Here is a 23,126-nt window from a genome sequence, read left to right as displayed (position 1 = left end):
TCCTTTACACATTCCAGATTTCCGCCGCATATTCCTGAATGGTTCTGTCACTGGAAAATACGCCTGCATTCGCCGTATTCAAAAAGCATTTCCGGGTAAAACCGAACCGGTCGGCGTAATCCTGAATCGCCTGAAGTTTCGCATCACAATAGGGCAGAAAATCATACAGCAGGAAATACACATCCGGTTTATGCCAGCTCGCACCCATTAATAAGGAATCGTACAGTTCCTTAAACAGGTTCGTTCCGCCGTCATCCAGTTCTCCGTTGACCAGACTGTCTACCACCCTGCGCACCCTTTCTTCACGCTGATAGATTTTTTTCGGGTCATAGGATTCTTCCATTTTTCCCAATTCTTCCACGCGCGCCCCGAAAATATAATTGTTTTCCTCTCCGGCCTGCTGCACAATTTCAATATTTGCACCGTCATAGGTTCCCAGCGTTACCGCCCCGTTCAGCATCAGCTTCATATTTCCGGTTCCGGAGGCTTCCGTTCCCGCCGTTGAAATCTGCTCGGAAATATCCGCGGCCGGCATGATTTTTTCCGCATACGAAACATTGTAATTCGAAACAAATACCACTTTCATCTTTTCGTTTATTGCGGGATCGTTATTGATTTTACCGGCGATTTCATTGATAAACTTGATAATTCCCTTCGCGCGGAGATAACCGGGAGCCGCTTTTCCGCCAAAAAGGAAAACCGTAGGATGAAAATCCGGAATTCTTCCTTCTTTTATTCCATAGTAAATATCCAAAATGGAAAAAGCATTTAACAGCTGCCGTTTATATTCATGCATTCGCTTTACCTGAACGTCGAATACGAAATCCGGATTCAGTTTTATGCCTTCCTGCTTTTCGATATATTCCGCAAGCTGGCGTTTTTTAATCTGTTTGATTTCCGCAAACTGCCGGATCACTTCCGCGTCATCTTTGTACTTTTCCAGATTCTTTAATTTGCTTAAATCTGTTAACCACGCACTGCCGATTTTTTCGGTGATAAAACCGGACAGTTCCCGGTTGCTCAGCGCAAGCCAGCGGCGCTGGGTAATCCCGTTTGTTTTATTATTAAACCGTTCGGGGTAAAGGGCATACCATTCTTTCAGCGTACTGTTTTTCAAAATTTCCGTATGAATTTTTGCAACGCCGTTTACGGAATGCGTGGCAAACACAGCCAGCCTTGCCATATGGATTTGCTTATTTTCAGCGATAATGCGATACTGTTCCTGCTGTTCTTCCGGAACACCCAGGCTTACAAGTTCCTTGACCAACGCCCTGTCGATCATCACAACATAGCGGTATACATTCGGAATAACGCTCCGAAAGAGGTTAACGTCCCATTTTTCCAAAGCTTCCGCCATAATAGTATGGTTTGTATAGGCGAAGGTCTGCCTTGCAAGTTTTAGCGCTTTCGGGAACGATACCCGCTCATTTGTAACCAGAAGGCGTATAAATTCGGGAACCGACACAACCGGATGCGTATCGTTCAGCTGTACGGCGTATTCATCCGGAAAATGCGAAAAGTTATTCCCATACTTTTTCTTATAGCTGCGTATCATATCCTGTAAGGAAGCGCTGGTAAAGAAGTACTGTTGCTTTAACCGGAGCTTTTTCCCCTTTGCGGTGGAATCGTTCGGATACAATACACTGGAAATGGCCTCCGCTTCATTCCGCTCGCGAACCGCCAACTCAAATTTCTGGTCATTGAAGAGCCGAAAATTAAAGGCATTTATCGGTTCCGCCTGCCACAGGCGAAGCGTATTCACCATCTGCGCACCGTAACCGATCACCGGCATATCATACGGCACCGCGTACACGGTCTGGTTTTTAAACTGGACGGTTACCTTTTCGTCTTCGCGCCGCAGGGACCACGGATCGCCGAACCTTAGCCAGTCATCCGCCGTTTCTTTCTGGAATCCGTTTTCAAAATACTGCTTGAACAGCCCGTAGTGATAGCGGATGCCATATCCGTTCAGCGGAATTCCCTTTGTCGCTGCGGAGTCAAGGAAACAGGCGGCCAGCCTGCCAAGCCCGCCGTTGCCAAGGGCGGCGTCTTCGACTTCCTCCAAGGCACGAATATCGATATTGTTTTCATTAAATAGTTCCGACAACGTATTTAAAAGGCCTAAATTCATCAGATTGCTGTAAATCAGCCGGCCGGTTAAAAATTCCGCTGAAAAATAACAGGCTTTTTTCCCTGCCGCCGGAACATCCCATTTTGCTTTTACCGGTTTCATGGCTGCTTTTGTAATTGCATGATAAAGCTCAACGGTATTTGCCTGCTGAATTGTTTTTCCGTACTCCAATTCCAGCAATTCAATAACATCACTTTTAAATGTGTTCATAGCATTCTCCCCTAACCCAAATTTATCTGTCATAAACGATCGTTAAACGTTCCAGCTCTTTTGCAAGATCTTCGGTAAGCTGGTTTTTTTTCAAACGCCAGCGCCAGTTCGTACCGATTGTCGAAGGGAAATTCATTCTTGCGCTGCCGGGCAGCATTAAAATGTCCTGCGCCTGTAAAATAACGGTGTCCGCAACGCTGGCGTATAAAGCGCGTATGGCAGCCTGCGGCAGTTCCTTTTTCTTCCTGACGTGAAGGTATTCTTTTGCAAATTTCAAGTGCTTCCTTTTTAAACCGTCAAAAAAGCCGACAAGGGTGTTGTTATCATGCGTTCCGGAATAAACCACCATATTGTTTGTATAATGGCATGGCAAATGCTCGTTTTGCGGGTTTCCCTCAAAAGCAAACTGCAAAACCTTCATTCCGGGATAGCCTGTCTTTTTCAGAAGCTTCTTCACTTCCGGCGCCACAACGCCCAAATCCTCCGCAATGATTCGGGATTTCCCGATGGAGGAGTTGATCGCGTTTGTAAGTTTCAGTCCGGGACCTTTCTGCCAGTTGCCGCTGATCGCTGTCGTTTCTTCCGCCGGGATGGCATAATACTGTGCAACACCGATAAAATGGTCTATCCGGATTTTATCATAAATCTTCGCCGAATACTCCATCCGTTTTTTCCACCAGTCGAAGCCCTGCCGCTCCATTGCATCCCAATCGTACAGCGGATTTCCCCAAAGCTGACCCTCTTTGGAAAAGGCATCCGGCGGAACGCCCGAAACCTTTACCGGCCTGCGCTGCGCGTCCAGCTGGAACAATTCGCTGTGCGACCACACATCCGCACTATCCAGCGCCACATAAATCGGGATGTCGCCGATAATCCTTATATCGTTCTGGTTCGCATAATCCTTTATCCTTTTCCACTGTTCAAAAAATTTAAACTGTAAAAATTTCCAGAATTCGGTTTCGGCTTTCAGCTCTTCCGTGTATTTCCGAACGGCGGCGGCTTGATAAACGCGGATATCGTCCGGCCAAAGCCACCAGGGCTGCTGATCAAAATGAAACTTCAGCGCCATATAAAGGCTGTAATCCTTCAGCCAGTATTCGTTTTCCGTACAAAACTTTTCGTATTCTTCCGTGCCAGAATGTTTGCTTCTATGATAAGCCGTGCGCAAAATCGTATAACGCGATTCAAAGAGAGCGGAATAGTCCACTTCATTCCCGCCGCCCCAGTCGAACGCGTCCGCTTCCGTTTTCATTATCAATTCTTCGTTTATTAAAATATTGAGATCGATAAAATAGGGATTCCCCGCAAAAGCGGAAAAAGACTGATACGGGCTGTCTCCAAAACTGGTTGGCCCAATGGGAAGAATCTGCCAATACTTCTGCCGGGCATTTTTTAAAAAATCAATAAATTGAAATGCCTGGTTCCCGAAAGTGCCGATTCCGTAATCGGAAGGCAGGCTGCTGATCGGAAGTAAAATACCGGAACTTCGCTTAGGTTGCTTGTTATTTGCCGTGTTTGGCAAGGATATCAGCCCCTCATTACGAAAATTTACGAAAATTATGACATAATAATAGCAAAGCGGATAAACAATGTCAATTCCATTTTTATTTAAATTTCGCTGTAACTGTTTCATTTTTGAAAATTTTATTGTATGATTTCAAATGAATAAAACGATTTCCATATTGGAAGATTAAGAAAAAGGGGTATTACAGTGGCCACGATAAAAGACATTGCAAAGAAACTGGGAATCTCCATCAGCACCGTATCAAAAGGGCTTAACGGCGCAGGGGATATCAGCGAAGAAATGCGCCAGATGGTACTGGATACCGCTGTAGAAATGGGTTACGCTTCGAAAAGGATACAGAAGCTGGGCAAGCGCAAAGTCTGTATTTTAATCGAAAATATGGAATACGAAAATATTGATCAGTTCGGATATGAAATCGTCGTCGGCTTTAAGCTCAGCGCGGTCCGGCGCCATTGCGAAGTTTCCGTGATTCCTACCAATCTGAATATGCTCACACAGGAAAAATACGATACTTTTATGCTGAAAAACGGATTCTGCGGAGCCTTTCTTCTAGGTTTTGCCCTTCACGATGATTATATCCGGCAGCTTGATAAAACAAATGTGGCGACCGTCCTGCTTGACAACTACAATCCCAACAGGCATGTCGGTTATGTCGGCACCGACGGATACAACGGCATCGACATGGCAATCAAACATTTATATGACTACGGGCATAAAAAAATCGCCCTTTTAAACGGCTCGAAAAACAGTATGGTGACAAACGACCGCCGTCTCGCGTTCCTTCAGGCAATGGACCGGTATTCGCTGAAAGTGGATCCAAACCTGATTGCCAACGGATATTACGTAGCGGACTGTGCAAAGGATCACGTCGGTACCTTTCTCAGTAACGGCGCGACAGCCATCGTATGCGCCAGCGATTTGATCGCATCCGGCGTGATTAACGAGCTGAAACGGCTGGGGGTTCAGGTTCCAAAGGACGTCAGCGTAACCGGTTTTGACGATCTTCCGATCGCCCGGCACCTTTCCCCTACGCTTACAACGATTCGCCAGGATCGTGTGGCTCTGGGAAAAAGCGCGTTTATCATGCTTGAGGAGCTGATCGGCGGCGTCAGCATCAGCAAGTTGCTGCTGAAACCGGAACTGATTATCCGGGATTCCACGGGGCCTTGCCCGGAATGATCAGGTTATGCTTGCAATTGCCGCAGGAAGGTGCTATATTATTTATTATTAACACAATGATGAAGGAAGTAACCGTTTACCCTGCTTGCCAAGAGAGGGCGCGTCCCGGCTGAAAGCGTGCCTGCAAGTGAAAACAGTGAAGTTCCCTTCGGAGTGGCACAGCTGAAATTGCAGTAGGCTGCGACGGCAGGCACCGTTAAAGGCCCCATAAAGAATCAATTAGGGTGGTACCACGGAGTTTTCGTCTTCGTCCCTTTCGGGGCGAGGGCGTTTTTTATTTCTAATCTGAAAGGAAGATTTTGCTATGAAGCAGGAGCTTGAGGCAATTCGCGACAGAGCGAGGCGTGAATTGGAAGAAGCAAAAGGGCAGCAGGTACTGGAAAATCTGCGAATCAAATATCTTGGAAAAAAAGGAGAACTTACCTCCATTTTAAAACAAATGGGCGGCCTTTCGGCGGATGAACGTCCGAAGATCGGGCAGCTGGCCAACGAAATCCGTTCTTTTATAGAGGAAGACTTAGTAAAACGCGCGACCGAAATAAAAGAAGAGGAAATGCAGAAAAGGCTGGAAAAGGAAAAAATCGACGTCACCCTGCCGGGAACCCGCCGCGAACTCGGCGCAAAGCATCCCTTGAGCATTGAACTCGACGCCATTAAGGAAATCTTTGTCGGCATGGGCTTTGAAATTGTAGAAGGCCCGGAAGTGGAATACGATTACTATAACTTCGAAGCGCTGAATATTCCGAAAGACCACCCGGCGCGCGATACGCAGGACACCTTCTATATCAATGACAAAATTCTGCTCCGCACACAAACCTCCCCGGTTCAGGTTCGCGTGATGGAGAAACAAAAGCCGCCGATCCGTATTATCTCGCCCGGAAGAGTCTACCGTTCCGACGCAGTGGACGCCACCCATTCCCCTGTCTTCCATCAGATTGAAGGACTGGTCGTTGACAAAGGGATTACCTTTGCGGATTTGAAAGGCACCCTTGAGACTTTCGTTAAGCGGATGTACGGAGAAGATTCCGTTGTACGCTTCCGCCCGCACCACTTCCCGTTTACCGAGCCGTCCGCCGAAGTGGACGTGCAGTGCTTCAACTGCCACGGAGAAGGCTGCCGACTTTGCAAGGGCGAGGGCTGGATCGAAATTCTCGGCTGCGGCATGGTGCACCCGAAAGTTCTTTCCAACTGCGGCATTGACCCGGAGGTCTACAGCGGCTTTGCGCTCGGAATGGGCCTTGAGCGCGTGGTCATGCGGAAATACAATATTGACGATTTACGCCTGTTCTATGAAAACGACGTACGTTTCCTGAAGCAATTTTAAGGGGGTTCGGAACAATGAATCTTTCTATGAGATGGTTAAAAGAATTTGTAACGCTGGATGAAATGCCGATTCGGGATTTCACCGAGGCGATGACGATGAGCGGTTCCAAAGTGGAGGGCTGGGAAGTTGAAGGCAGCGAAATTGAGAATGTAATTGCCGGCAAGGTGCTTTCTCTGGATAAGCATCCGGATTCCGATCATTTATGGATTACGCAGATTGCTGTCGGTTCGGGCGAACCGGTCCAGATCGTTACCGGCGCACAGAATTTAAAAGTCGGCGACGTTGTTCCTGTCGCCATGAACAACTCCTCTCTCCCGGGGGGCAAAAAGATCAAAAAGGGCAAGCTGCGCGGCGTGGAAAGCAACGGTATGCTTTGCTCGCTCGGCGAGCTGGAACTGACAAAACACGATTTTCCTTACGCCATTGAAGACGGTATCTTTGTTTTACAGGAAGACTGCCAGCTTGGGCAGCCGATCTGCGAGGCGCTCGGCTTCAACGACACAAAGGTCGAATTTGAAATCACCTCGAACCGGCCGGACTGCTTCTCCGTCATTGGGCTTGCACGGGAAGCCGCCGCTACTTTCGACAAGCCGCTCAACCTGCATAAGCCCGTGGTGAAAGCGGGAAACGGCTCCTGTAAGGAGCTGCTTGACGTAAAAGTCGAAGACACCGATCTATGCCCCATTTATTCCGCGCGTGTTGTAAAAAACGTGCGTGTAAAGCCGTCGCCGCGCTGGATGCGCGAGCGCCTTCGCGCCATGGGCGTGCGCCCGATCAACAATATCGTTGATATTACGAATTACGTTATGCTGGAATACGGCCAGCCGATGCACTCCTTCGATATCCGTTTCATCGACGAAGGCAAAATCCGTGTGCGCCGCGCAAAAGACGGCGAAAGCATCACCACGCTGGACGGCGTTGAACGCAAGCTCACCTCGAAAAACCTTGTGATCGCGGACGCCAGAAAACCGATTGCCATAGCCGGCGTAATGGGCGGCGAATACAGCGGAATTATGGACGACACAACCGCCATCGTTTTTGAATCCGCCTGCTTTAACGGGGCCTCCGTGCGTACGACCGCCAGAGACCAGGGTATGCGCACAGACGCTTCCTCCCGTTATGAAAAGGGCCTTGACCCGAACAACTGCCTGCCCGCTCTCGAGCGTGCGTGCGAGCTGGTCGAATTACTGGACGCGGGCGACGTTCTGGACGATGTGATTCTTGATAATCATTCCAGCAGCGAACGCAGAAGAATCCGTCTGGATGTTGACTGGATCAACCGTTTCCTCGACCTGAATCTGAACGCCGACCAGATGAAAGCGATTTTGACCAAACTGGACTGCGAATTTGACGGAGACGATATCCTGGTTCCGACCTTCCGTCCCGATCTGGAGCATAAAGCGGATATCGCGGAGGAAATCGCCCGGTTTTACGGATACAACAAGATTCCCGGAACGTCCCTCAGCGGCGGCGCGCAGGGAAAATATTCTCCCCGCCAGAAATTCAACCGCGTTATCAACGACACGATGCTGGCGCTCGGAGCCAGCGAAATTATGACGTATTCCTTTATCAGCCCCAAATACTACGATAAAATCCGCATGCCTGCCGATTCTCCGCTTCGGAAATCCCTGATCATCTCCAATCCGCTCGGCGAAGATTCCAGCATCATGCGCACGACCGCCCTTCCCTCCATGCTGGAAGTGCTCTCCCGCAACTATAACAACCGCAATGCGGACGCGTGCCTGTTCGAGCTGGCCAGTGAATATATTCCAACGACCGAAGACGAACTGCCAACGGAAAAAACAAACCTGATTGCCGGAATGTACGGCAATCAAGCGGATTACTTCACCGCAAAGGGTATGGCGGAGCAGCTTTTGGAAAGACTGAGCGTATATGATTATGAAATAGAAGCTTCTTCCGAGGAGGCAAGCTTCCACCCCGGGCGCTGCGCCGTGCTGCGTATCGACGGGTACCGTTTGGGTGTTATCGGTGAAATTCATCCGAAGGTTGCGGAAAATTACGGGATAGACGAACGAATCTATTGCTTCACGCTGGATGTCGACTTACTGTTCCAGTACGCGAAAACAGAAAAAACGTATGTACCGCTGCCGAAGTTCCCGGCCGTTACCCGCGACCTTGCGCTGATCTGTGACGACAGCATTCCTGTTTTAACGCTTGAAAAGGCGATTGTACGCGGCGCGGGAAACCTGCTTGAAAACATCAAGCTCTTCGACGTTTACAAGGGAGAGCAGATTGAAGCAGGCAAAAAGAGCGTTGCATTCAGTATCGTTCTGCGTTCTTTGAACGATACGCTGACCGAAGACCGCGTAAGCGGAATCATTAAAAAAACGATAAAAGAGCTTGAAAAAGTGGGTGCAAATTTACGTTCATAAACATCTGTTCATAAAATAGTTCTTGAAATTATTGTATGTATGTTGTATGATGACATTATCGGAGGTGTTTCCAATGCTTGATAAAACAATGACCTTTTCACTCGGAAACGACCGTGAAGAGGATATTAAAAAAACACTCACCCTGGTGTATGATGCTTTGAAAGAAAAGGGATACAATCCCATCAGCCAGATCGTCGGCTATATCCTTTCGGAGGACCCCACATATATTACTACACACAATAATGCGCGCAGCCTGATCCGCAGAATTGATCGTGATGAGTTGTTACAAGTATTATTAAAATCGTATTTAGGTGAGTAAATCACAGCACTTTTACAGAAGCACTTATGAACTGAACAGAAGGAGGACACTTTTGAATGAATGACGCGAAGGAGAGCACACCTCAGTTCCCCACCTATAAGGGCAAACCGCTGGTGCGCTGCGGTGATGTGATTTATTACGGAAGCATGAAAGATAAATATGTTGTCCGGCTTGAAATCAAAAGCAAAAAGAAAGTGAAGGACATTGAGGTTGCCGATAAGGTAACCATCCAATTGATGTATACCGACCAGAACATCCGCGCACGGAAACAGATTGTAAAATCCAGCGAAAAAGAAGGACTTTACCTGGCAATGGATATTGCGGATGCCTGGCTTACAAGGGCTCTGGCGGAATAAAAACAACAGAATAAAAGGCGATACGGAATGGAACCGTACCGCCTTTTTTATGTACTTTTATTTGCCGATATCGTGCCGGAAATGCGCGCCTTCAAAATGAATTTTATCCACTGCCGCATATGCTTTCCCGAGCGCTTCCTCCAGCGATTTCCCCAAAGAGGTAACGCCGAGCACACGCCCGCCGCTGGTATAGAATTTACCGTCCTTGTAAGACGTGCCCGCATGGTACACTGTGGCGCCCGCTACTTGGCCGTTCTCGTCCAGTCCGGTTATTTCCATGCCTTTGGCGTATTTCCCCGGATACCCGCCGGAAGCCATCACCACACAGGCGCAGGCTTCGCCGCTCCACTCGATCGGCTGGTCTTCCAGACGGCCGTCGATTACGGCGTCAAGAATATCGACAAGATCTGTTTTCAAACGCGGCAGCACAACCTGTGTTTCCGGATCACCGAAACGGCAATTGTATTCAATCACCTTCGGCCCGTCTTTCGTCAGCATCAGGCCAAAATACAGGCAGCCCTTGAACGTTCTTTCTTCCGCGTTCATCGCTTTGATTGTCGGAAGAAAGATCGTATCCATGCAAAGCCCGGCTGTCTCTTCGGTATAATAGGGATTCGGGCTGATCGTTCCCATCCCCCCGGTATTTAGCCCCTTGTCGTTGTCAAGGGCACGCTTGTGATCCTTCGAAGATGCCATCGGCTTTACGCATTTCCCATCCGTGAAAGCCAAAACAGAAACCTCCGGCCCCGTGATAAACTCCTCAATGACGATCTGATTTCCGGAAGCGCCGAATACCTTGTCCTCCATAATGGATTTTACGGCATCCTCCGCTTCCCTGTAATCGGCGGCGATAATCACGCCTTTGCCGAGGGCGAGGCCGTCGGCCTTAATCACAATCGGGTATTGGCCGTTCTTCTGGATATATTCCAATGCTTTGCCCGAATCGCTGAATACTTCATAGTTCGCGGTAGGGATGTGATACCGCTTCATTAAATCCTTGGAAAACACCTTGCTGCTTTCGATCATCGCGGCATTGGAGCGCGGCCCGAACGCGCGGATTCCGGCCTCTTCCAGTGCATCCACCATTCCGGCGGCAAGCGGATCGTCCGGGGCAACAAAAACCATGTCCATTTTCTTGTTCCGGGAAAACGTTACAATTCCGTCGATATCTGTTACGGGAATGTCCACGCAGACGGCGTCCCGGGAGATTCCGCCGTTTCCGGGGGCGCAGCAGATTTCCGTTACTCTGGGGCTTTCCTTCAGCTTGCGGATGATCGCGTGCTCCCGGCCTCCCCCGCCGATTACCAATATCTTCATCGCTTTCGCCTCAATCCGTTTTATTTATGGCTGATTAATGGTGGAATAATCTTATGCCGGTGAACGCCATGGCGATATCGTATTTATTGCAGGTGTCGATTACGTTATCATCCCGAATGGAACCGCCCGGCTGTGCGATGTATTTCACGCCTGTCTTGTGCGCGCGCTCAATGTTGTCGCCGAACGGGAAAAAGGCATCCGAACCAAGCGCGACATCCGTAAGGGTATCGAGCCACGCGCGTTTTTCCTCGCGGGTAAGCGGTTCCGGTTTTTCCGCGAACAGGTTCTGCCACGTGCCCTCCGCCAGTACGTCCCTATATTCGTCGGAAATATAAACGTCAATGGTATTGTCACGGTCCGGACGGCGGATGCCTTCCTTGAACTTCAAACCGAGCACCTTCGGGTGCTGGCGTAAGAACCAGGTATCCGCTTTATTGCCTGCCAAACGTGTGCAGTGGATTCTGGACTGCTGTCCGGCGCCTACGCCGATCACCTGCCCGCCCTTGGCATAGCAGACGGAATTCGACTGTGTGTATTTCAGCGTGATCAGGGAAATCAGCAAATCGCGTTTTGCGCTTTCCGGGATATTTTTATTGTTGGTAACGATATTTTCCAGCATTTCGCCGTCAATTTTGATTTCATTTCTGCCCTGCTCAAAGGTGATTCCGAATACGTCCTTGCGTTCAATCGGGTCCGGCTGATAATTCGGGTCGATCGCAACGACGTTGTAACCGCCCTTGCGTTTGGATTTGAGGATTTCCAGCGCTTCCTCCGAATAGCCCGGCGCGATAATGCCGTCGGAAACCTCGCGTGCAATCAGGGCAGCCGTCTGTTTGTCGCAGGGGTCGGAAAGGGCAATCCAGTCGCCGTAGGAAGACATTCTGTCCGTTCCCCTCGCCATAGCGTAAGCGCTGGCTAATGGGGACAGTTCAAGGTCGTCTACAAAATAAATTTTCTTTAAGGTATCCGAAAGCTCGGTTGCAACCGCGGCGCCCGCCGGGCTGACATGCTTAAAGGAAGCCGCCGCCGGAAGGCCGGTCGCCGCTTTCAGCTCTTTTACAAGCTGCCAGCTGTTGAAAGCGTCCAGAAAATTGATATATCCCGGTCTGCCGTTTAAAACCTGTACCGGCAGATCTCCGCCGTCTTTCATATAGATGCGCGACGGCTTCTGATTTGGATTACATCCGTATTTTAGAGTAAGCTCGTTTGCCATTTCAAAGCCTCCTAAAAATTATTGATTTTTATTGACGATCCGTGTTTCCACCGCGCCGGTTTCCAAATTGATAAACCGGGTAAATAAAGAAACTTTATTTTCTTCGTTCAGACTTTCCCATACTTTATCGGTAAACTCATCAATATCGCCGGAAATTCCGACGAGCGTCGGTTCGCCCTCAAAAGACGGAAGCGGATTGCCGTCTCCGCAGTACGTATGGACAAAATGGCCTTCCCCGCTGACCGGCGAAGAATATTCAAAGAAATAGCGCTGCACCGAATCCGGATTGCCGTGTGCGCTTTTCAGAATAGAGAGCTTATAATCGCCGGACTTGTCGACGATACAGGAAATGCGGGGCGTATAATTCGGCTCATCGGGTTCAAAAGTACGCGTACGCAGAGCGTCGGCAAAAGACTTGCCCTCTTTCATGAACACATAGATTGTATCCGTCTGGTCGCCGTTTGTCACAATCGTTGTGTCATCCAGTACACGGACGGGGGAATAAATAATCAGGGAGGGATCAACCAGCTTTGCCGGGTCGAACGCTTCCGTGCGGATGCCGTCGCCGTCCCTGACAAATACACGGTTGCGGCTGTTTTCGCTGCGGCCCATGATAAAATAGGCAATTACCGCGCATTCGCTGATTTTTCCGGCGACGATTCCGCGTCCCGGATATGTATTTGCTTTCAGATTTTCCAAAAGGAATTGTTTTTTCATATGGCATCCTCCCGTATCTTGGTTTTTCCGTTCTCAACCGTTATTTTCCCTTCGCTGAACAGCGCGACCGCCTTGGGAAGCAGTTTCCATTCCGCCTGTTCCATTACCCTGCGCTGAAGAATTTCCGGCGTATCGTCCGGCAGTACCTCCACCGCCTTCTGCAAGATAATCGGGCCGCCATCACAGACCTCATTTACAAAATGCACCGTCGCGCCGGTCAGTTTAACGCCCTTTTCCAGTACCGCCTTATGCACCCGCAGTCCATAGAATCCTTCGCCGCAAAACGACGGAATCAGCGCCGGATGGACATTGATCATTTTATTTTCATAATGACGGATCACGTTGCCGCTGATGATCGTCATAAAACCGGCAAGAACAATCAGGCCGATTTGATAGCGGTCCAAAATTTCAAGCAATGCAGTATCATACTCTTCCTGACTGGCATAGGTTTTACGAATGATAATTTCCGTTGGGATTCCGGCCTTTTTTGCGCGTTCCAGCGCGTAGGCGTCCTCCCTGCTCGAAATGACAACCGCAATTCTGCCTTCCGTTATCTCGGAGCGGTTCTGCGCGTCGATCAGCGCCTGCAAATTCGTGCCGCCCCCGGATACCAGAACGGCAATATTCAGCATAGGGATACCCCTTCGCCGCCGCTGACGACGCTTCCGATGATATAGGCCTGTTCTCCCATGGCATTCAGTTCTTCAACCGCCGTATCGGCCTGTTCCTTTGAAACAACCATGCACATACCGATTCCCATATTGAACGTATTGTACATTTCGCGCTCCGGAATATTGCCCTGATGCTGCATCATGGAAAACACCGGCAGCTTCGGCAGGGACGCAAGCTCAATCTGAGCGGTGGTATCCGGCTTCAGCATACGCGGAATATTTTCGAAAAATCCGCCGCCGGTAATATGGGAAATCGCTTTAATGTTGATCTTTTCCATCAGCGCGAGAACGGATTTCACATAGATTTTTGTCGGCGTAAGCAGTTCTTCGCCAAGCGTATGACCCAGTTCATCAATATGCATATTGATATTTTTTTCGCTGATATTGAAGATTTTACGAACCAGCGAAAAACCGTTGGAATGAACGCCGGAGGAGCGCAGGCCAACCAGCACGTCGCCCACTTCCATTTGCGACCCGTCGATTATTTTTTCCCGATCGACCATTCCGACGGAGAAACCGGCAAGGTCGTATTCGTCGATCGGATAAAATCCGGGCATCTCCGCGGTCTCCCCGCCGATCAGCGCACAGCCAGACTGTACGCAGCCTTCCGCCACGCCGGACACAATCTGCGCAATCTTTTCCGGATAATTTTTACCCACCGCGAGGTAATCGAGGAAAAACAGCGGTTTCGCTCCGCAGCAAACCACATCGTTTACACACATGGCCACGCAGTCAATTCCAATGGTATCATGCTTGTCCATTAAAAAGGCAATTTTCAGCTTTGTTCCCACGCCGTCCGTCCCGCTTACAAATACAGGCGTTTTCATTCCGGAAAGATCCGGCTGAAAAAGGCCGCCGAAACCGCCGAGCCCGGAAACAACACCCGGTATGCTTGTTCGCGCAACATGATTTTTCATTAATTCAACCGCTTTATACCCGGCGGTAACATCCACTCCGGCCGCTTTGTAGCTGTCGCTGAAACTCTTCATTTTTATCCCCCTAATATTACAGTTCCTGAATTTTCGCCTGAATTGCCGCGTCCTTCTGCGCAACGCCCTCCGCCATTTGCTTTTTCATTTCGACCAGTTTCGCGGCAAGTGTCTCATCGGAAAGCGCAAGAATCTGAGCGGCCAGAATCGCGGCGTTATCCGCTCCGTCGATTGCCACCGTAGCAACCGGAATGCCGCTCGGCATCTGTACGGTGGCCAAAAGCGCGTCCAGGCCGTCCAGAGTCGACGATTTAATCGGGATGCCGATGACCGGCAATGTCGTATTTGCGGCAAGTACGCCCGCTAAGTGCGCCGCTTTTCCAGCCGCGGCGATGATGACGCCGAAACCGTTTTTCACGGCGGAACCGGAAAATTCAGCTGCCGCCTGCGGCGTTCTGTGCGCGGACATGACATGAACCTCCATGGGAATCCCAAGGGATTTTAAGCGCTTTACAGCGGCCGAAACGGTTGGGAAGTCGCTGTCGCTGCCCATAATAATCGCTGCCTTTTTTACACCCATCATTACACTCTCCTATTGTTTCCGTCGGCCCGTAAGATAAACATAAAAAAGAGGCTGCACCTCAAAAAGGCACAGCCTGAGCTTATGATAACAAACGGGATATTGGCGCAACTCGACAATGAATTCTTTTCATTCCAAAATTGCTAGGAACGGAAGATCCTGTCATTTGCATTTCCCTCCGACAACTTATGATGTATTTATTGTAGGGGATTCAACCGTGAATTTCAATAGATGATCATACGAAAAATTATTTTTGTATAGAACTATTGCTGTATGGTATGAAACGGAACATTATTTGTATAATATGACGCCGTTATTCGACCGGTTTTGGATCATCTGTAACCAGTTCCTTAACAGAAGCCGCAAGGCCGGCGATGGATTGGATGTTGGAAGGGATAATAATCTTTGTCGCTTTGCCGTCGGCCGCCTTTGTAAATGCGTCCAGGCTCTTCAGCGCAATAACCCCTTCGTGCGGATCCGCCTCGTTCAAAAGCTTGATACTGTCCGCATAAGCCTGCTGAACCAGCATAATTGCCTGCGCTTCACCCTGTGCTTCACGGATCTGGGTTTCCTTCTTGGCATCGGCACGCAGAATCGCGGATTCCTTTTCACCTTCGGCAATCAGAATCACACTGCTCTTTTCACCCTCCGCCGTCAGAATCTGCGCGCGGCGCTCGCGTTCCGCCTTCATCTGCTTCTCCATGGATTCCTGGATTTCCTTCGGCGGGATAATATTTTTCAGTTCGACACGGTTTACTTTAATGCCCCAGGCATCGGTCGCCTCATCAAGGATGATGCGGATTTTCGTATTGATGACGTCGCGGGAAGTAAGCGTGTGGTCCAATTCCAGTTCACCGATGATGTTACGCAGCGTTGTTGCGGACAGATTCTCAATTGCGGAAATCGGGCGTTCAACGCCGTAAGCATAGAGCTTCGGGTCGGTGATCTGAAAATAAACAACCGTATCAATCTGCATGGTGACGTTATCCTTCGTAATAACCGGCTGGGGCGGGAAATCAATAACCTGTTCTTTCAAAGATACCTTTTTCGAAATCTTATCCACAAACGGAATCTTGAAGTGAAGCCCGGTTGACCACGTGCTGTTATAGGCGCCCAAACGCTCAATAACATAAGAATGCGCCTGCGGAACGACTTTAATATTTGTAATAAAAATCAAAGCAGCCACAATTACCAAACCTAATAAAACATAACCCATAAGAAATCCTCCTAAATATTATTTATGTATGGATTTGACAATCAGTTTTACTCCTTCAATGGAGTTGATCCTTACATTTTCTCCTTCTTTAATATTGGAACCATCTTCACTGCGGGCCGTCCAGATACTGCCGCGAACTTTCACCTGGCCAACGCCGAGTGTATTATTTATTTCGGCAATTACCAGACCGGTTTCGCCAATATAACGGCCGGCATTCGTATCCTCCTTCTTAAAATTCATCAGTCTTTTGACAGCCGGCCGGGTCCCGATCAATGTGATCGTTGTTACCGCCGCAAAGACAACTGTTTGGAGCCACAGCGGAGCGCCTAAAAGATTCGCAATCAGCGCGCCCACGCCGCCTATTACAAACCAAATCGACACAAGCTGTACAGTTAACCCTTCCACAACCGCCGCCAAAATAATAACTCCAAGCCAAATATACGGTAAATATGCCTCCATGTTACCACCCCTTTCCCGGTGTAGTTGCTATCTTATCATAAATTGAATTCCAATACAAAGGCGGGAATAAGCTGAAAAACCGGAATTTAACGCGTTTTAGAGGAATCCATCATACCGTGTTAGGAAATCGAATCCGGGCGGGTTGGCTCGTGTCGATTCACAGCCACTTGTTAATTTTCCAACAAGCGAAAAATTCACTTATTACTTTTATAAAATTATTATATCACATAAGAATAAAAAAGGAAATATTTTTTGTAACGCAACGGGATGGCAAAGCTTTCCAAACACTTTTACGTAAAAAAACGGGCGTCAAAATTTGACGTCCGTTTTTTTATTTCGTTTATTCGAGCTGGGAAATTAATACATGCCGCCCATGCCCGGGTCTGCCGGCATAGCCGGAGCTGCTGCAGGTTCTTTCTTATCTGCAACAAGGGACTCTGTTGTAAGCACCATCGCCGCAACAGAAGAAGCGTTCTGCAATGCGGAACGGGTTACCTTTGTCGGATCAACAATGCCGAAGGAAATCATGTCGCCGTATTCCTCGGTAAGAACATTGAATCCGTAACCAACCTTGTTGGCGTTCTTAATGTGCTCAATAATAACAGAGCCTTCCAGGCCTGCGTTTGCCGCGATCTGACGAAGCGGCTCTTCCAGAACCTTCAGAATAATCTGGGCGCCTGTCTTTTCGTCGCCCTCGCTGTCAGCAACAACTTTTTCTACATCTTTAACCGTGTCCATCAAAGCAACGCCGCCGCCGGCTACGATACCCTCTTCCACAGCTGCCTTGGTAGCTGCAAGAGCGTCCTCAATGCGGAGCTTCTGCTCTTTCATTTCCACTTCGGTTGCCGCGCCGACCTTGATAACCGCTACGCCGCCGGAAAGCTTTGCAAGGCGCTCCTGGAGCTTTTCACGGTCAAAGTCGGAAGTGGTGGAAGCAATCTGTGAACGGATTTGTGCAACTCTATCTTTAATATCGTCCTTATTGCCCATACCGTCGACAATAATGGTATTCTCTTTGTCAACCTTAACCTGACGGGCGCGGCCGAGCTGTTCAATGGTTGCATTCTTGAGTTCCAAACCCAGCTCTTCGGAAATAACCTGGCCGCCGGTCAGAGTGGCGATATCGCGGAGCATTTCTTTTCTTCTGTCGCCGAAGCCGGGAGCCTTCACGCCAACGCAGGTAAATGTGCCGCGCAGTTTGTTCAGAATCAGGGTGGTAAGAGCTTCGCCCTCAATATCCTCCGCGATGATAACCAGCTTCTTGCCGGACTGAACGATCTTTTCCAGAAGCGGGAGGATTTCCTGAATATTCGAAATCTTCTTATCGGTAATCAGAAGATAAGCGTCGTCGATAACAGCTTCCATCTTCTCCGTATCGGTTACCATATAAGGAGTAATATAGCCGCGGTCAAACATCATGCCTTCGACAACTTCGGAATATGTTTCAGCCGTTTTGGATTCCTCAACGGTGATAACGCCGTCGGCGGTTACCTTTTCCATTGCTTCGGAAATCAGCTTGCCAATGAATTCGCTGGAAGCGGAAATCGTTGCAACACGGGCAATATCTTCTGAACCGGAAACCTTCTTGGAATGCTCTTTCAGCGATTTTACGGATGCGTCAACCGCTTTTTGAATGCCTCTGCGGATAATCATCGGATTTGCGCCGGCGGCTACGTTTTTCATGCCCTCGCGCATAATTGCCTGTGCAAGCAGGGTCGCGGTTGTGGTACCGTCACCGGCAACATCGTTGGTCTTTGTGGCAACTTCTTTTACAAGCTGTGCGCCCATGTTCTCAAACGGGTCGTCAAGCTCAACTTCTTTGGCAATGGTTACACCATCGTTTGTAATCAGGGGTGCGCCGAATTTTTTATCGAGAACAACATTTCTGCCCTTCGGGCCAAGTGTGATTTTCACTGTATCGGCAAGCTGGTTAATGCCGCTTAAAAGTGCTTTTCTGGCATCCTCGCCGTAAATAATCTGTTTAGCCATCGTATATTTCCTCCAATATCAAAATTTTGACAGCGATCTATTATTCAACGACCGCAAGAACATCGCTCTGGCGTACGATCGTATATTCCTGGCCATCGATTTTAACTTCGGTTCCGGAATATTTGCTGGTGATGATCCGATCACCCTTTTTCACGTACATCTTCACTTCTTTGCCGTCAACGACGCCGCCCGGGCCTACTTCAATAACGTCGGCAATCTGCGGCTTTTCCTTTGCGGAACCGGCAAGAAGAATGCCGCTTTTCGTTGTCTCTTCGGCTTCTTCCATTTTAATTAGAATTCTGTCTGCCAATGGTTTGATAGTCATAATATGTCCTCCTTCAAATTAATCGATCTTTTAGCACTCGCTGTTCCTGAGTGCTAATTCTATTTTATATACTTGCTTACAGAAAATCAAGAGCTTTTTTACTAAAATCTGCAATTTAATAAATTATTTACAATTACAGCATTTCCAGTTTAATCGTAGCGTTAGCTTCTGTTCATCCCCCGCCGTAGGCGGAGGATGAACACATTTTGTCTCGCATACGAAATGGAATTGCTGTAATGAGAAAAAATGATTGTAATATAATCTTTCCAGACCCATAGGAAAAAATTCCTAATCCTGCATTTTTTCTTCCAATAATTCCCGCGGCTGTTTCATTCAGCGGACCGTCCGTGCCGACGGGTAAAACATAACGCATAACGCCCCAAAAATGCATTATTTAAAGTACATGTAATACTGGCATTTAATCATCCCGTTGTAAAGCTTTCTGCGCCGGTCCGCCTTGCTGCCAAAGCATTCTTCGAACGTTTCATCCGGGCTGATGATGGAATAACTCCATCCGTGCTTTCGTTCGAAAACCTTCCCCATCGTCCGGTAAAGCTCTTCCGCCTGACGGATGTCCAGCAGGCGTTCCCCATATGGCGGGTTGCAGATCACACAGCCATATTCCCCAATGGCCTTGAAATCCTCGATGGACCGTCTCTCCGCGTGAATCTGGGAGATAACGCCCGCCTTTTTGGCATTCTCCAATGTAAGCGATACGGCCGCACCGTCAATGTCATAGCCCTGAGCCGTAAACGGTGCGTCATGCAGTACAAGACTTTGCGCCCGCTCTTTTTCTTTCTGCCAGAGGCCAGGATTGATTTGCGCCCAGTTTTCGGCGGAAAAACGGCGGCGCATTCCCGGGGCAATATTCAGCGCATACATGGCGGCTTCAATCAGGATGGTACCGGAACCGCAGAACGGGTCGATAAAATGCGCGTCGTGCCGCACACGCGACAGATGCACCATGCAGGCCGCAAGGGTTTCTTTAATCGGCGCTTCCGTAGAACTGGCGCGGTACCCGCGTTTATGCAGTCCTTCGCCGGAAGTATCGATCATGATGCTTACATTGTCTTTCATGATCAGGAACTGAATCTGGTACAGCGTACCTGTTTCTTCAAACCAGTTTACTTTATATTTTTGTTTCAGGCGTTCCACAATCGCTTTTTTAATGATGGACTGGCAGTCCGGCACGCTGGAAAGCTTGGAACTCAAGCTTCGCCCTTTCACAGGGAAACAATCGTTTTTGCTAATCCATGCTTCCCATGGGAGCGCTTTCACGCCCTGAAACAGCTCCTCAAAGCTTCGGGCCTGAAAATTCCCCATTTGAACGAGTACCCGCTCGCTGAACCGGGAACCGATATTCGCGCGGACAAGCATTTCTTCGGAGCCGTCAAAAACAACACGCCCGTTTTGCGGTTCAACATTCTGCGCGTCCATCTTCCTTAATTCTTCTGCAACCAAACCTTCCACGCCGAGAAGGCATGGGCATACAAGTTTAAACGTATTCATATTTCTCTCCATAAAATAAAATAGGGGGCTGCGACGGTACGCAGCCCCAATTTAGAAAAGCTCTTTTCCGTTAGGCACCAATTCCTGATCTATGGGTGCGAGTATTCTATTATTCCACATCTGGCTCCAATAAGCCGTAATTCCCATCTTTCCGTTTGTAAACTACGTTAATTTCTCCGCTTTCTTCGTCACGGAACATGAAGAATTGGTGGCCAAGAAGGTTCATCTGTAAAATCGCTTCCTCAACACTGAGCGGCTTTACAAAAAAATGTTTTTTTCGTACAATATTATATTCGCCGGATTCCTCTTCGGGAGAATGGAGATAATCCTGCACATATTGATCCAGTGCGGTGGAATGGATTTCTTTTTCAAGCCGTGTCTTATTCTTGCGAATCTGTCTGCCAAGAGCGCTGATGACCTGATCGAGCGCGTCGTTCATTTCAAAATCGGTTGCCTCGGCCCGATAGATCCTGCCGCGTGATTTTATGGTAATTTCGACGGTCTGTCGGTTTCTTTCCAATGTTACAACGACATTTGCCTGCGCGTCTTCGTCAAAAATCCGGTCAAAGCGGGATAGCTTTTTTGTAGCAAGTTCTTTGAAATTGTCCCTCAAATTCACTTTTCTGCCAGTTATTGAAATCTTCATGTGAGCATCTCCTTTTTCTAGAATTGAGGAAAAACATTCATCGACTATAATATACCATAATATTCTGTCAAAAGAAAGTATTCGCCCTTAAATCGTAATTTTTTTGTGGCGGGTCACATGGCATCCGACGTTGACAGCCACGGGCAAACCCGCAATATGGGTAGGATACTGCTCGACATTAACGGCAAGCGCCGTCGTGATTCCTCCAAACCCCTGCGGCCCGATATTCAGTTCGTTGATCCTTTTCAGCATGTTGCCTTCCAGCTCCGCATAGAAAGGATCGGCATTCCGTTCGGATACCGGGCGGCAAAGCGCCTTTTTTGCAAGCAAAGCGCACTTTTCAAAGTCCCCGCCGATGCCGACGCCGAGCACGATCGGCGGACACGGGTTGCTGCCCGCGGTTCGGACGGTATCAAGGACAAAATTCACAATGTCCTCTATGCCCGCGGACGGGGTAAACATTTTCATCCGGCTCATATTTTCGCTTCCGAAGCCCTTCGGCGCCGCAGTGAGAACAAGTAGATCGCCCGGTACGATACGGGTATGAAGGATTGCCGGGGTGTTGTCGCCGGTATTTCCGCGCCGGATCGGATCGGCCACAACCGAACAGCGGAGAAGTCCTTCCACATAGCCCTGATGCACGCCCTCATTGACAGCATCCTCAAAGGAACCGCCGGTCATATGAACTTCCTGCCCGATTTCGGCAAACACAACCGCCATTCCCGTATCCTGACAGACCGGAATGTTCAGTTCCTTTGCCGCTTTCATGTTCTCGCATAAATCGCAAAGAACTTCTTTGCCAATTGGGGAGGTTTCCTTTTTCGCCGCATCCGCAATGCAGTTTTCCAGGTCGGACGGCAAGACGCGGTTCGCGTCTATGAAAAGAGATTTCACCGCAGCCGTAATTTTTGAAACGTCAATTTCTCTCATCGTCTGTCTCCTTATAAAACAATTTTACCGTCGGCGATTACATGAATCGGTTTTGATGTCATTTGAAGCGGGTCCGAATCGAAAACAACCAAATCCGCATCTTTGCCCGCTTCAATGGACCCGACACGTTGATCAATTCCGCAAATTTTCGCGGGATTGATCGTAATTGCCTTTAAAGCTTCTTCATAATCCATTCCTTCACGAACGGCAAGCGCCGCGCACGTTGGAAGGTACTGCAAAGGAATAACGGGATGATCGGTAATAATCGCCGTTAAGACGCCCGCTTTTGCCAGAATCCCCGGGTTGGCGGGCGTCTGGTTTTTAAGCTCCGGTTTCGAGCGCTCGCAAAGGTACGGTCCGGCAAGCACACGGACACTTTCTTTTGCAAGGTTATCCGCGATCAAGTGCCCCTCCGTTCCATGGACAATGACGTAATTCAGGTGGAACTCGTTTGCAATCCGGATGGCGGTATAAATATCATCGGAACGGTGCGCATGGAAATGAACTTCCGTTTCGCCCCGAAGCGCAGGCAAAAGCGCTTCCGATTTAATATCAAATTCCGGTGCGTCGAAATCTTCGTCGTTTTTGGCGCGTTCCAGATCGGCCATATAACGTTTTGCTTTAAACAATTCCTCACGGATCAGGGCTGCCGTTGCCATTCTGGTGGACGGCGCCTGATTTTTCCCATGATAGACGGATTTCGGGTTTTCACCGAGCGCCATTTTAATCGCAACCGGCGCTTTTACGATCATATCATCCACACGGGAACCGGCCGTTTTCAGCGCTACAAGCTGCCCGCCGATCGGGTTTGCGCTGCCGGGCCCGGTTACAACCGTCGTCACGCCCGCGGCAAGGCCCTCGGAAAAACAACGGTCCATGGGATTGATCGCGTCAATCGCCCGAAGCTGCGGGGTTACGGGGTCCGTTTCCTCATTTCCGTCGTCCCCCTCGAAAGTAAGGCCGTCTTCCCACATGCCAAGATGGGTGTGCGCATCGATAAAACCGGGATAAACACCGGCGCCCTGAACATCAAGGACCTCGCCATCCTCCGCCGACTGATCCGAAAAAGGACCGACCGCTTCAATTTTGTTCTTTTTAATATGTATCCAGCCGTTATCGATCGTATTCCCTGCCATCGTATGAATTTTTGCATGAATAATTAACATCGTTTGCCTCCAAAAAAAAGCG

At 49.0% G+C, this 23,126-nt stretch carries 21 protein-coding genes and 1 other annotated feature; of the genes, 5 read left to right on the top strand and 16 right to left on the bottom strand.

All coding sequences use genetic code 11. The annotated features are described in order from the left end of the window. Positions 1 to 4: 4 nt before the first annotated feature. Positions 5 to 2,341 (bottom strand): glycogen/starch/alpha-glucan phosphorylase, encoded by a 2,337-nt coding sequence (locus tag OUY18_RS02845; protein WP_268057191.1) that lies wholly within the window; start codon positions 2,339 to 2,341, stop codon positions 5 to 7. A 22-nt stretch (positions 2,342 to 2,363) separates the two neighbouring features. Continuing rightward, the gene (gene malQ, locus OUY18_RS02840; RefSeq protein WP_268057190.1) at positions 2,364 to 3,863 is read right to left on the bottom strand and encodes a 4-alpha-glucanotransferase; all 1,500 of its coding nucleotides are present in this window, start codon (positions 3,861 to 3,863) and stop codon (positions 2,364 to 2,366) included. A gap of 189 nt (positions 3,864 to 4,052) precedes the next feature. Here malQ and OUY18_RS02835 point away from each other — a divergent pair, with 189 nt between their 5' ends. The 5 genes from OUY18_RS02835 to OUY18_RS02815 all read left to right on the top strand — a co-directional run bounded on the left by OUY18_RS02835 (position 4,053) and on the right by OUY18_RS02815 (position 9,437). Next, on the top strand, positions 4,053 to 5,045 hold the full coding sequence (locus tag OUY18_RS02835) for a LacI family DNA-binding transcriptional regulator (RefSeq protein ID WP_268057189.1): 993 nt from the start codon (positions 4,053 to 4,055) through the stop codon (positions 5,043 to 5,045). Between the two features lie 47 nt (positions 5,046 to 5,092). After that, positions 5,093 to 5,303: a binding site (T-box leader), on the top strand. Between the two features lie 46 nt (positions 5,304 to 5,349). Next, entirely contained in the window at positions 5,350 to 6,369 is a 1,020-nt protein-coding gene (gene pheS, locus OUY18_RS02830; RefSeq protein WP_268057188.1) for a phenylalanine--tRNA ligase subunit alpha, read from the top strand. 14 nt (positions 6,370 to 6,383) lie between these two features. After that, the gene (gene pheT / locus OUY18_RS02825; protein WP_268057187.1) at positions 6,384 to 8,762 is read left to right on the top strand and encodes a phenylalanine--tRNA ligase subunit beta; all 2,379 of its coding nucleotides are present in this window, start codon (positions 6,384 to 6,386) and stop codon (positions 8,760 to 8,762) included. A gap of 73 nt (positions 8,763 to 8,835) precedes the next feature. Then, the gene (locus OUY18_RS02820) at positions 8,836 to 9,081 is read left to right on the top strand and encodes an IreB family regulatory phosphoprotein (protein WP_268057186.1); all 246 of its coding nucleotides are present in this window, start codon (positions 8,836 to 8,838) and stop codon (positions 9,079 to 9,081) included. Positions 9,082 to 9,137: 56 nt separating this feature from the next. Continuing rightward, complete coding sequence (locus tag OUY18_RS02815; protein WP_268057185.1) at positions 9,138 to 9,437, top strand: hypothetical protein; 300 nt, start codon at positions 9,138 to 9,140, stop codon at positions 9,435 to 9,437. Between the two features lie 57 nt (positions 9,438 to 9,494). Here the strand turns inward: OUY18_RS02815 and purD are convergent, their stop codons facing one another. From purD to OUY18_RS02745, 14 genes are all read right to left on the bottom strand, one after another. Continuing rightward, complete coding sequence (purD, locus tag OUY18_RS02810; RefSeq protein WP_268057184.1) at positions 9,495 to 10,754, bottom strand: phosphoribosylamine--glycine ligase; 1,260 nt, start codon at positions 10,752 to 10,754, stop codon at positions 9,495 to 9,497. A gap of 34 nt (positions 10,755 to 10,788) precedes the next feature. Beyond that, positions 10,789 to 11,967 carry a phosphoribosylaminoimidazolecarboxamide formyltransferase gene (locus OUY18_RS02805; RefSeq protein WP_268057183.1) on the bottom strand — a complete coding sequence of 393 codons (1,179 nt, stop codon included), beginning with the start codon at positions 11,965 to 11,967 and terminating at the stop codon, positions 10,789 to 10,791. An 18-nt stretch (positions 11,968 to 11,985) separates the two neighbouring features. After that, positions 11,986 to 12,684, bottom strand: coding sequence for an IMP cyclohydrolase (locus OUY18_RS02800; protein WP_268057182.1), 699 nt, complete (start codon positions 12,682 to 12,684; stop codon positions 11,986 to 11,988). Then, positions 12,681 to 13,316, bottom strand: coding sequence for a phosphoribosylglycinamide formyltransferase (gene purN, locus OUY18_RS02795; protein ID WP_268057181.1), 636 nt, complete (start codon positions 13,314 to 13,316; stop codon positions 12,681 to 12,683). The genes OUY18_RS02800 and purN overlap by 4 nt, the downstream gene beginning before the upstream one ends. After that, the gene (purM, locus tag OUY18_RS02790) at positions 13,310 to 14,344 is read right to left on the bottom strand and encodes a phosphoribosylformylglycinamidine cyclo-ligase (RefSeq protein ID WP_268057180.1); all 1,035 of its coding nucleotides are present in this window, start codon (positions 14,342 to 14,344) and stop codon (positions 13,310 to 13,312) included. Before purM ends, purN begins: the two co-directional genes overlap by 7 nt. A gap of 16 nt (positions 14,345 to 14,360) precedes the next feature. After that, positions 14,361 to 14,867: a 5-(carboxyamino)imidazole ribonucleotide mutase gene (purE, locus tag OUY18_RS02785; protein ID WP_268057179.1), complete on the bottom strand. Its 507-nt coding sequence runs from the start codon at positions 14,865 to 14,867 to the stop codon at positions 14,361 to 14,363. Positions 14,868 to 15,177: 310 nt separating this feature from the next. Next, positions 15,178 to 16,080, bottom strand: coding sequence for an SPFH domain-containing protein (locus OUY18_RS02780; RefSeq protein WP_268057178.1), 903 nt, complete (start codon positions 16,078 to 16,080; stop codon positions 15,178 to 15,180). Between the two features lie 18 nt (positions 16,081 to 16,098). Then, a complete protein-coding gene (locus OUY18_RS02775) occupies positions 16,099 to 16,539 on the bottom strand; it encodes an NfeD family protein (protein WP_268057177.1) in 441 nt (146 codons plus the stop codon). 357 nt (positions 16,540 to 16,896) lie between these two features. Next, positions 16,897 to 18,528, bottom strand: coding sequence for a chaperonin GroEL (gene groL, locus OUY18_RS02770; protein WP_268057176.1), 1,632 nt, complete (start codon positions 18,526 to 18,528; stop codon positions 16,897 to 16,899). Between the two features lie 40 nt (positions 18,529 to 18,568). Beyond that, complete coding sequence (locus tag OUY18_RS02765; protein ID WP_268057174.1) at positions 18,569 to 18,853, bottom strand: co-chaperone GroES; 285 nt, start codon at positions 18,851 to 18,853, stop codon at positions 18,569 to 18,571. A gap of 390 nt (positions 18,854 to 19,243) precedes the next feature. Beyond that, positions 19,244 to 20,362: a THUMP domain-containing class I SAM-dependent RNA methyltransferase gene (locus OUY18_RS02760; RefSeq protein ID WP_268057173.1), complete on the bottom strand. Its 1,119-nt coding sequence runs from the start codon at positions 20,360 to 20,362 to the stop codon at positions 19,244 to 19,246. 109 nt (positions 20,363 to 20,471) lie between these two features. Next, positions 20,472 to 21,008, bottom strand: coding sequence for a ribosome hibernation-promoting factor, HPF/YfiA family (gene hpf / locus OUY18_RS02755; protein WP_268057172.1), 537 nt, complete (start codon positions 21,006 to 21,008; stop codon positions 20,472 to 20,474). A gap of 87 nt (positions 21,009 to 21,095) precedes the next feature. Continuing rightward, positions 21,096 to 21,938 carry a fumarate hydratase gene (locus OUY18_RS02750; RefSeq protein ID WP_268057171.1) on the bottom strand — a complete coding sequence of 281 codons (843 nt, stop codon included), beginning with the start codon at positions 21,936 to 21,938 and terminating at the stop codon, positions 21,096 to 21,098. Between the two features lie 11 nt (positions 21,939 to 21,949). Further along, positions 21,950 to 23,104 (bottom strand): amidohydrolase, encoded by a 1,155-nt coding sequence (locus tag OUY18_RS02745; RefSeq protein WP_268057170.1) that lies wholly within the window; start codon positions 23,102 to 23,104, stop codon positions 21,950 to 21,952. Between the last annotated feature and the right edge of the window lie 22 nt (positions 23,105 to 23,126).

Source organism: Caproiciproducens galactitolivorans (assembly GCF_026672255.1).
Lineage (GTDB): Bacteria > Bacillota > Clostridia > Oscillospirales > Acutalibacteraceae > Caproiciproducens > Caproiciproducens galactitolivorans_A.
This window is presented reverse-complemented; position numbering and strand designations above follow the sequence as displayed.

Excerpts from the sequence above, each read along its gene's own strand:
- OUY18_RS02815 (WP_268057185.1), top strand. The coding sequence starts at position 9,138 with ATGAATGACGCGAAGGAGAGCACACCTCAGTTCCCCACCTATAAGGGC.
- OUY18_RS02760 (WP_268057173.1), bottom strand. The coding sequence starts at position 20,362 with ATGAATACGTTTAAACTTGTATGCCCATGCCTTCTCGGCGTGGAAGGT.
- pheS (WP_268057188.1), top strand. The coding sequence starts at position 5,350 with ATGAAGCAGGAGCTTGAGGCAATTCGCGACAGAGCGAGGCGTGAATTG.
- purE (WP_268057179.1), bottom strand. The coding sequence starts at position 14,867 with ATGATGGGTGTAAAAAAGGCAGCGATTATTATGGGCAGCGACAGCGAC.
- purM (WP_268057180.1), bottom strand. The coding sequence starts at position 14,344 with ATGAAGAGTTTCAGCGACAGCTACAAAGCGGCCGGAGTGGATGTTACC.
- OUY18_RS02745 (WP_268057170.1), bottom strand. The coding sequence starts at position 23,104 with ATGTTAATTATTCATGCAAAAATTCATACGATGGCAGGGAATACGATC.
- OUY18_RS02775 (WP_268057177.1), bottom strand. The coding sequence starts at position 16,539 with ATGGAGGCATATTTACCGTATATTTGGCTTGGAGTTATTATTTTGGCG.
- pheT (WP_268057187.1), top strand. The coding sequence starts at position 6,384 with ATGAATCTTTCTATGAGATGGTTAAAAGAATTTGTAACGCTGGATGAA.
- groL (WP_268057176.1), bottom strand. The coding sequence starts at position 18,528 with ATGGCTAAACAGATTATTTACGGCGAGGATGCCAGAAAAGCACTTTTA.
- OUY18_RS02845 (WP_268057191.1), bottom strand. The coding sequence starts at position 2,341 with ATGAACACATTTAAAAGTGATGTTATTGAATTGCTGGAATTGGAGTAC.
- purN (WP_268057181.1), bottom strand. The coding sequence starts at position 13,316 with ATGCTGAATATTGCCGTTCTGGTATCCGGGGGCGGCACGAATTTGCAG.
- OUY18_RS02820 (WP_268057186.1), top strand. The coding sequence starts at position 8,836 with ATGCTTGATAAAACAATGACCTTTTCACTCGGAAACGACCGTGAAGAG.
- OUY18_RS02805 (WP_268057183.1), bottom strand. The coding sequence starts at position 11,967 with ATGGCAAACGAGCTTACTCTAAAATACGGATGTAATCCAAATCAGAAG.
- OUY18_RS02780 (WP_268057178.1), bottom strand. The coding sequence starts at position 16,080 with ATGGGTTATGTTTTATTAGGTTTGGTAATTGTGGCTGCTTTGATTTTT.
- OUY18_RS02765 (WP_268057174.1), bottom strand. The coding sequence starts at position 18,853 with ATGACTATCAAACCATTGGCAGACAGAATTCTAATTAAAATGGAAGAA.
- hpf (WP_268057172.1), bottom strand. The coding sequence starts at position 21,008 with ATGAAGATTTCAATAACTGGCAGAAAAGTGAATTTGAGGGACAATTTC.
- purD (WP_268057184.1), bottom strand. The coding sequence starts at position 10,754 with ATGAAGATATTGGTAATCGGCGGGGGAGGCCGGGAGCACGCGATCATC.
- OUY18_RS02750 (WP_268057171.1), bottom strand. The coding sequence starts at position 21,938 with ATGAGAGAAATTGACGTTTCAAAAATTACGGCTGCGGTGAAATCTCTT.
- OUY18_RS02800 (WP_268057182.1), bottom strand. The coding sequence starts at position 12,684 with ATGAAAAAACAATTCCTTTTGGAAAATCTGAAAGCAAATACATATCCG.